1 protein-coding gene is annotated in these 1405 nt (G+C 59.6%); it reads right to left on the reverse strand.

Annotated elements, in window-relative coordinates; translation table 11 throughout:
• Positions 1 to 386 precede the first annotated feature (386 nt).
• Positions 387 to 839 (reverse strand): hypothetical protein, encoded by a 453-nt coding sequence (locus P0D80_RS50175; protein WP_408296198.1) that lies wholly within the window; start codon positions 837 to 839, stop codon positions 387 to 389.
• Positions 840 to 1405 lie beyond the last annotated feature (566 nt).

Consider the following 1405-nt stretch of genomic DNA (forward strand, 5'->3'; position numbering starts at 1 on the left):
CAACCGCCAGCTCATAAGCGGGTGTCTCGCGCAGTCGCGGTAGTGGTACATCTGGAATCTGTGTTCTCGCACATTCTGCCTCAGTGACAAGGCGCTCATTCTTCCCGCCTCGCGCGATGCGCGCGCCGGAACGGTCTGCTTAAAATCCGTGGGTTTCGCTGTGCGCGGTGGGGGCCGCCGGCTTCGGCTCGGCGAAGTGCCGTTAAAGGCTTCCGGTTCTTTAAGCGTGGTTGCGTCGGGAAAACGTTAGAGCTGACTCGGTGCATTCGCGGTCACCGCGGCGCGCGCTTCGCGTCGTGCCGCACTGCCCTCGGAATGCGAAAGGCGCATGCGCCTTTCTTCATGGCCGCGGTGCGATGCCACGGCTCACGGCTCACGGCTCACGGTCAGTGTGCGATCGCTGTGCGACGCGAGATCGTTTTGAATTGCATCTGCATGTTCTGTGTCCCCCTCGCCGCGCCGATACGTTCGCGGCTATCCATCGCTGTCCGCGTAGCCTTCGCCGGAAGGTCCGCTGCGTGGCGCGCCGTGATGCGGCTCTGCGGAATTCCCTTCGCATCGAGTGCGATGACCTGGTATAACTCGCGGTCAATCTCGACTTCGCTTTGGTAGTCCTCGACGGTGTCCAACAGCAGTTCCAGCAATTTCCGTTGCCGGTGTCTTTCTTCCCGTGTCACGGCCGGACTCCGAACTATTGAGGCCGCGAGTGTGACCAACTTGTCCAGTTGGCTTAGCTGCCGTTCAAGCAGTCCAAAGGCAGATAAGGCGAGTTTTTCGTATTGAAGTGCGTCAACGGGTGCGCGCGACGTGGTGCGTGAATGCTTGGCGGTTTTACTCATGGCGCGATCTCCCTGAAACGTATTCGATCGCCCACACACGCGATTAAGCGGTGGTGAGCGGGCACAGTGACAAGGTTGGCGGCCGGCGTAGAACCAGAACCGGCAGACCCGAAGGTCTCCTTGCCACGGCCCGCCCATAAAAAGATAGCGCGCGAAGGCTAACGCACGTCTGACTGAGCAGGCGCACGGGTTCTACTCTACACACAGGCCGCCAAGCCTGACCGTCGTTGTCTCGACGGCAAATTGAGTCTAGAACGCATCGATCGACGAGTGATCACCTGCCCAGGCTAAAAACCGTGCACCTCCAACATTTCTGAAATTTCCCAAGCATCACCCGAATGCGAGGACTACAGCGGTAGGGAAACGCCGAACGAAAACGAAGCGAACGGGGTAAATGAACGACCGCGACGGCGCGCGCAGCGCCGCCGGAAGAATGAGCGCCTTGTCACTCACGCGGAATGTGCGAGAACACAGATTCCAGATGAACCACTACCGCGACTGCGCAAGGGACCCGCTTATGAGCTGGCGGTGTGAAGCGGCTTTCTTTGCCTACTTTCTTTGCCGCC

The sequence above is a fragment of the Paraburkholderia sp. RL17-373-BIF-A genome, from assembly GCF_046030175.1.
Classification (GTDB): Bacteria; Pseudomonadota; Gammaproteobacteria; order Burkholderiales; family Burkholderiaceae; genus Paraburkholderia.